The organism is Boudabousia marimammalium, from assembly GCF_001936115.1.
In the GTDB taxonomy this organism is placed as follows: Bacteria; Actinomycetota; Actinomycetes; order Actinomycetales; family Actinomycetaceae; genus Boudabousia; species Boudabousia marimammalium.
Genome location: NZ_MPDM01000002.1, coordinates 338,143 through 338,350, shown reverse-complemented (window position 1 = coordinate 338,350; position 208 = coordinate 338,143). Strand labels below are relative to the sequence as shown.

1 rRNA gene is annotated in these 208 nt (G+C 46.2%); it reads left to right on the top strand.

Annotated elements, in window-relative coordinates:
• A 23S ribosomal RNA gene (locus BM477_RS03045) occupies positions 1 to 108 on the top strand; the annotation flags it as partial.
• Positions 109 to 208 lie beyond the last annotated feature (100 nt).

Below are 208 nucleotides of genomic sequence, written 5' to 3'. Positions count from 1 at the left end.
AGGTTTCTGTTGAGGCTCCCGATAGACTATCGGGTTGATAGGCCGGACGTGGAAGCATGGTAACATGTGGAGCTGACCGGTACTAATATTGCCGACAACTAACACCACACCCACCAACAATACTTGTTTGGTGTGAGTGTAAGCACGTAACGAGAAACAAACACACTATAAACCAAGTAGCCTGTAATGGGTTTATGGTTTACGCGTT